Here is a 6,222-nt window from a genome sequence, read left to right on the forward strand (position 1 = left end):
CCTATGTGCGCCTGGTATTGGTTGCAAGCCTGTCCGGGGAATGAGTATAACTGGGATGGAACGGATACCAAGCTGCGCGCACCGCCGCGCCTTTTGCAACCATCTCAAGCGGCCGTGGACGCGTTGGCGGTGGGCTTGTTAGTGGGCTTGCACAGAAGAAAAGAGGGTGCTCATGTCGAGGTCAAGTCGATTTCTAAGGGCCTGTTGGCGCGAACCGGTGGACGCCGCGCCCGTCTGGTTCATGCGTCAAGCGGGGCGCTACCAGCCGGAATACCGGCAACTGCGGGAACGGTATTCGCTGCTGCAGATCTGCCAGGAGCCGGAATTGTGCGCCCGGGTCACACGCCTTCCGGTGGAGCAGCTGGGTGTGGATGCGGCTATCCTCTTTTCTGACATCTCGCTGCCCATCGGGGCGATGGGAAGGCAGTTCGAGATTCAGGAACACATCGGCCCGGTGCTGGCCCAACCGCTGCGGGACCGCCACGATGTGGAGTCCCTGCATCGGTTTGAACCCGAGGAGGCACTGCCATATGTGTTCGAGACCATCCGAGAATTGAAGCGAACGCTGACCGTTCCGCTCATCGGCTTTGCGGGGGCGCCATTCACCCTGGCGAGTTACCTCATTGAAGGCGGTCCATCGCGGGACTACCGCCTGACCAAGCAGATGATGTGGGCCCAGCCTGATCTGTGGCAGGACCTGATGGACACCTTGGCGGACGTCACCGTTCGCTATCTGAGGGCGCAGATTGAGGCCGGAGCCGACGCAGTCCAGGTGTTCGATTCTTGGGTCGGGAGTTTGGCGCCGGAGGATTACCGGAGCTTTGTGCTGCCGACGATGCGGCGCATCATGGAAGACCTGCGGCCGTTGGCGGTGCCCTTGATCTACTTCGGCGTGACGACGGGAGAACTGCTGCCCATCTGGCGCGAGACCGGGGCCACCGTCATCGGCGTCGATTGGCGCGTGGACATGGCGGACGCGGCGCGCCGGGTGGGGGATGGAATTGCCTTACAGGGCAATCTCGATCCAACCCTGCTCTTCGCTCCCTGGGAGGTCATCGAAGCGCGCGCCCGGTCCATCCTCGATGCCGGACTGTCCCATCCCGGATTCATTTTCAACCTGGGACACGGCGTGCACCGCCTGACCGATGGCAGCAAGCTGCAGCGTCTGGCGGCTTTCGTCCACGAATACAGTCGGCAAAAGCTGGCCGAGGTGGGGGTGAGAGCATGAACGCGCGCATCGGTGTCCTGCTCATGGCCTACGGCACGCCGCGCAGCCTGGACGAAGTCGAGGCGTACTATACGCATATCCGCCACGGACGCAAGCCCACACCCGAATTGTTGGCCGATTTGCTGCGCCGCTACCAGGCCATCGGCGGCGTCTCGCCGCTCAACGAGATCACCCAAGCGCAAGCGCAAGCCCTGCAGCGGCAACTGGATGCCGACGGCAAGGTGGAAGCGCAGGTGTACCTCGGCTATAAGCACACCCAGCCTTTTCTCGCCAACGTTACGGGCCGCATGGTCGAAGACGGAATCCGCGATGCCGTCGCCATCGTCTTGGCTCCCCACTACTCCCGTCTCAGCATCGAAACCTATCTGCAAGATGTCAAGCAGGCCGCCGCGGACACGCCGCTCACCGTCCATGCCATCCGCTCTTGGCACCTGCATCCGGGCTTCATCCAGCTTTTGAGCGCGCGTGTGAGCGAGGCGTTGGCCAAGACAGTACACCCAGAATCCGCCGTGGTCATCTTCAGCGCCCATAGCCTGCCGAAAAAGATCCTGGAATGGGGCGACCCATACCCAGAGCAGCTGCGCCAGACGGGAGAAGCGGTGGCGCAACGGCTGCACCTGAAGCAGCCGGTATACGCGTGGCAAAGCGCAGGGCGCACCCAGGACGAGTGGCTGGGTCCGGACATCCTTGAGGTGCTCCGCCAGTTGGCGCGAGCCGGTGCGCGCGAGGTGGTCATCTGCCCGGCTGGGTTTGTGTCCGAACACCTGGAGATTCTGTACGACATCGACATCGAATGCCAGCAACTCGCCGATGAGCTGGGAATCCGTCTGGTACGAACGGCCGCCCTCAACGACGACCCGGCATTCATCCGCGTGCTGGCAGACCTGGTGTACAGGCGAGGGTCCGAATCGGGGAGGGCTGAGAAATGAACGGGCGTCGACGCGTGGTCATTGTCGGCGGTGGCATCAGTGGCTTAGCCAGCGCGTTTTACCTGAAACAGGCCAGCCAAGCGGGGTCCGCACCTGAAGTGGAGTGCGTCCTAGTGGAATCCGACAGCCGTCTGGGCGGAAAGCTGCTCACGTACCGTGAGGACGGGTTTGTCTTGGAAGGCGGGCCGGACTCCATGCTGGCGCGCAAGCCGGCGGGTATGGCGCTGGTACGGGCCCTGGGAATTGAATCCGAGCTTGTGCCGTCCGGATCATCCGTGCAGCGCACCTACGTGGTCTCGCACGGACGATTGGCGCTGCTGCCAGCAGGTACGTACATGGGCATCCCCCATCGTTGGGAAGCCCTGTGGGGCAATGACGTCATCTCCGCGCGCGGCAAGTGGCGCGCGCTTCGTGATTTGACCCTGCCGCCGCTGGCGGAACACGGCGACGTATCGGTCGGCGCCTTTCTCCGCCGGCGGCTGGGTGATGAGTGGGTGGACCGGCTCTGCGAACCGCTCCTGGCTGGTATATACGCGGGGCAGGCGGATGCGCTCAGCCTGGACGCCACGTTCCCGCACTTCCGCTGCATGGAACAGCAACACGGCAGCCTCATCCTGGCGGCGGCCGCGCTGCGTAGACAGCAGGCTGAGTCCGCTGCAACGCAGAACAGCCGCAGCGTCTTTGTCGCCCTGCGTGGTGGCTTTGCGACACTGGTTGAACGCCTGTACGACGAACTGCACACGTGGGCCCAGCTGCTCACTCAAGCGCAGGCTGTCGACCTGACCCGGACTGAAGCCGGCTACCGAATTCGGGTTCGGCTACCGAACGGCGAACGCGTTCTTGAGGCCGATGCGGTCATCCTGACCACACCTGCGTTCGTGACCGCACAACTGCTCAAACCCTGGCTGCGGACGGCTGACCATCTACTCTCCATCCCGTACGCTTCCACAGCGACGGTGGGATTAGCATACCGGGGCGAAGACATACCGCAACTGGACGCATCCGGCTTTCTGGCCCCCCGCGTTGAACACCGGTTTATCACGGCCAGCACGTGGATTTCGAGCAAGTGGCCTCACACCACACCGCAGGGCTATAGCCTCATTCGCGGCTACGTGGGCCGTGCCGGAGATGAGCAGGGCTTGACCCTGGATGATTCGGAGATCATCCGGCGGGTGCGCCAAGAACTGGCCGATCTCACCGGCATCACCGCCAAGCCGCTGTTTGCACGCGTGACCCGCTGGGACAAGTCCATGCCCCAGTACACCGTGGGACACTTGGAGCGGCTCGCTGAGGTCGAAAAGGAGTTGGAACAACAGCTCCCTGGGGTTTTCCTGACGGGAGCGGGATACCGCGGGGTCGGCATCCCCGATTGTGTCGCACAGGCGCAGACGGTAGTCGAAGCTGCCGCCACTTATCTCAAGCAGCCAACGCCCGTCTCCACGCATTCCCGACGGGCGACTTCGAGTTGAGGCAGAAAAGGGCTCCCGTGAGCCCTTCTCGCGCCACATGTGTTGCGGGTGCGCGGCAATTCAGACATCCCTCTGTGTGGACATGATCACTCCGTGAGCTGGGTCGAGCACATAGTTGATGTCCAAGATGCCGACCGCCTCCCCGTTCACGTTGGCAACGGCCCGCACCGCCTGGTTGCGGGATCGCGCATCCTCCTTGTCGAGGTCCGCGTCCGCAATCTCCCGCACCTCCCGCGCGTATTCCACCAACAGCCCCAGCGTCACGTCCGCCGATTCCACCACGACCACGCGGGCCTGCGCGGACTGCAGCGTCTTTCCCAAATCCAAAAACTGCGCCAAGTCGATAACCGGGGTCAACTCACCCCTCAGGTTCATCAGCCCCTTGACGAACGGCTTCGTGTTCGGCACCTTCGTCAGCCGTCCCACACGCTCGACCGACTTGACCGCGTCCATGGCTATGGCGTACACCTGTCCAGCCGGTCGGCAAAGAATGTATTGCACGCTCCGTCACCTCTGCCCCGCGGCCTGTGCGACCCAGGCGGCCGCGTCAAAAATCAGCACCACCGCTCCATCACCGAGGATGGCAGCGCCCGAAATGCCCGGAATCCGTCCCTGCAGATAGCCTCCTAGTGGCTTGACAACGATCTCCTCCGTGTCCAGGAACTCGTCGACGATGACCGCCAAGCCTCTGTCCGCCCGGCCCAACACCGCGACTTGTATCACGTCCTGCGCGCGGTCGGCCGGTTCCAGCCCCAGCCACTCCCGGGCGTCGACCAATCGGAGCAGTCGCCCGCCCAATTCGATGTACCGGCGACTGCCGTTCTCCTTGACCTGCTCCGGCTCCACTTGATAGATCTGGACCAATGAACTGAGCGGGATGGCGTACCGCTCATCCTCGATGCGGACCAGCATAGCCTGAATAATCGACAGCGTGAGGGGCACTCGCAAAATGAACGAGGTCCCACGCCCAGGCTCTGATTGGACATCCACCTCTCCACCGAGGCCGACAATGGTGTCACACACCGCGTCCAGGCCCACGCCGCGACCGGAGACGTCCGAGACCGATTCGGCCGTGCTGAACCCGGACGCAAAGAGCAAGCCGTACACTTGCTCGTCCGACAGCTTGGCCGCCTCATCCGCCTGCAGGAGGCCCATCTCCACCGCCTTGCGGGCAATCTTCTCGCGGTTGAGCCCGCGCCCGTCATCCGTCACCTCGATGAACACATCGTCTCCCTGCTGATAAGCAGACAATCGGAGAACGCCCGTCTCAGGTTTCCCTGCATCGCGCCGCTCGGCCGGTGTCTCCAGTCCATGGTCGAGGGCATTGCGGATGAGGTGGACGAGAGAATCCCCGATTTCGTCCATCACGGTCCTGTCCAACTCGGTCTCCTGGCCTTCCAGCCGGAGTTCCACCTGTTTGCCAAGAGACTTCGCGAGGTCCCGCACCATTCGTGGAAAGCGCTGAAACACCGTGTCCACCGGAAGCATGCGGATGCGCAGCAGCAAACTCTGAAGCTCATCGCACACCCGTTCGAAATGGTGCACAGCGTCCTCCAGGTCCGCGTCCTGGCGCTCGGACGCCAACTGGCGCAGCCGCGTCTTGTCCATCACAATCTCGCTGAATCGGTTCATCACATCGTCCAGGCGCGACAAGTCCACACGGATGGATTGGCTGGCACGCTGGTTCTTCTTGGGGGCCTCCGTTGTGGCACGGGGCGCGCCCGCTGCCGGCTGGGATTCCTTACCTGAAGTGCTCTGCGCCTGGCCGGAAGCGGTCCCCGGCAAGGGAGCGGCAGTGGACGCCGCAGCGGCCACCTCTATGACCTCCACGCTGTCCACCTCGGCTACCGCCAGGGCTTGGCCGCGCACAGCCTCGACGTCCACACCGGACGCTGAAAAGATGTGGAACTCCAAGCCACATTCGCCAGCCATCACCCGCTCCAACGCGGGATCCGTCCGCGTGACCGACAATCCTTCCTGCAACGCTTGATACACCATGTACGCGCGAACCGCCGGCATCGAACAATCCGCAGCAAACCGCACCTGAATGTCCCATTCGCCAGCCGCAGGGGTGGCCGCGGCCACCGGTTTTGTTACCGCCGGTCCCCCAGCCGCCGCAGCCTCTGCGCTGGCCGTCGACTGCAGCGCCGCTGCCAGCCGGCGGCTGGCCTCGTCGACCGATGCCGAGGCGTCGCTGCCTTCGTCCATAACCGCCTGCAGACACCCTTCCAGCGCATCCACGCAGGCGAACAAGGCGTCTATAAACGCTTCAGAAAGCGTGGCACGTCCAGAGCGAATATCGTCCAGCCTGTCCTCCATCTCATGCGTCAGATGTGCCATGCGCTCAAAGCCCATGCTGGCGGCCATACCCTTGATGGTGTGTGCGCTGCGAAACATGGCCTGAATGATGTTGGCATTGCCCGGATCTCGTTCTAGCTCCAGCAGATTGTCGTTGAGCGCCTGCAGGTGCTCGCGGGCCTCCTCAATAAAGAGGTCGACGTATTGCGTCCTATCCATAGTCTCAAGACCCCCTGGTCCAGCTTCGGTTTGAAACCCCCGGAAGGCCGTGGCGGGCTACACCCGAAAGTGAGCGATA

Annotated in this window: 5 protein-coding genes; 3 read left to right on the plus strand and 2 right to left on the minus strand. The window is 63.2% G+C overall.

Annotated elements, in window-relative coordinates; genetic code table 11:
• Positions 1-172: 172 nt before the first annotated feature.
• From hemE to hemG, 3 genes are read left to right on the plus strand one after another with little or no spacing between them, the layout of a single operon-like run.
• Positions 173-1,228, plus strand: coding sequence for a uroporphyrinogen decarboxylase (gene hemE / locus ASH01S_RS03010; RefSeq protein ID WP_067923203.1), 1,056 nt, complete (start codon positions 173-175; stop codon positions 1,226-1,228).
• Positions 1,225-2,157 (plus strand): ferrochelatase, encoded by a 933-nt coding sequence (gene hemH / locus ASH01S_RS03015; protein WP_067923206.1) that lies wholly within the window; start codon positions 1,225-1,227, stop codon positions 2,155-2,157. The genes hemE and hemH overlap by 4 nt, the downstream gene beginning before the upstream one ends.
• Positions 2,154-3,626 (plus strand): protoporphyrinogen oxidase, encoded by a 1,473-nt coding sequence (gene hemG, locus ASH01S_RS03020; RefSeq protein ID WP_067923209.1) that lies wholly within the window; start codon positions 2,154-2,156, stop codon positions 3,624-3,626. Before hemH ends, hemG begins: the two co-directional genes overlap by 4 nt.
• Positions 3,627-3,686: 60 nt before the next feature.
• Here the strand turns inward: hemG and ASH01S_RS03025 are convergent, their stop codons facing one another.
• Together ASH01S_RS03025 and ASH01S_RS03030 are read right to left on the minus strand one after the other, a co-directional pair.
• The gene (locus ASH01S_RS03025) at positions 3,687-4,127 is read right to left on the minus strand and encodes a chemotaxis protein CheW (protein WP_067923212.1); all 441 of its coding nucleotides are present in this window, start codon (positions 4,125-4,127) and stop codon (positions 3,687-3,689) included.
• 6 nt (positions 4,128-4,133) lie between these two features.
• Positions 4,134-6,143 carry a chemotaxis protein CheA gene (locus tag ASH01S_RS03030; protein WP_067923216.1) on the minus strand — a complete coding sequence of 670 codons (2,010 nt, stop codon included), beginning with the start codon at positions 6,141-6,143 and terminating at the stop codon, positions 4,134-4,136.
• Positions 6,144-6,222: the final 79 nt, after the last annotated feature.

Source organism: Alicyclobacillus shizuokensis NBRC 103103 (genome assembly GCF_001552255.1).
Taxonomy (GTDB): Bacteria; Bacillota; Bacilli; order Alicyclobacillales; family Alicyclobacillaceae; genus Alicyclobacillus_G; species Alicyclobacillus_G shizuokensis.

Coding starts and splice junctions, on each gene's coding strand:
- hemE (WP_067923203.1), top strand. CDS start 173: ATGTCGAGGTCAAGTCGATTTCTAAGGGCCTGTTGGCGCGAACCGGTG.
- hemH (WP_067923206.1), top strand. CDS start 1,225: ATGAACGCGCGCATCGGTGTCCTGCTCATGGCCTACGGCACGCCGCGC.
- hemG (WP_067923209.1), top strand. CDS start 2,154: ATGAACGGGCGTCGACGCGTGGTCATTGTCGGCGGTGGCATCAGTGGC.
- ASH01S_RS03030 (WP_067923216.1), bottom strand. CDS start 6,143: ATGGATAGGACGCAATACGTCGACCTCTTTATTGAGGAGGCCCGCGAG.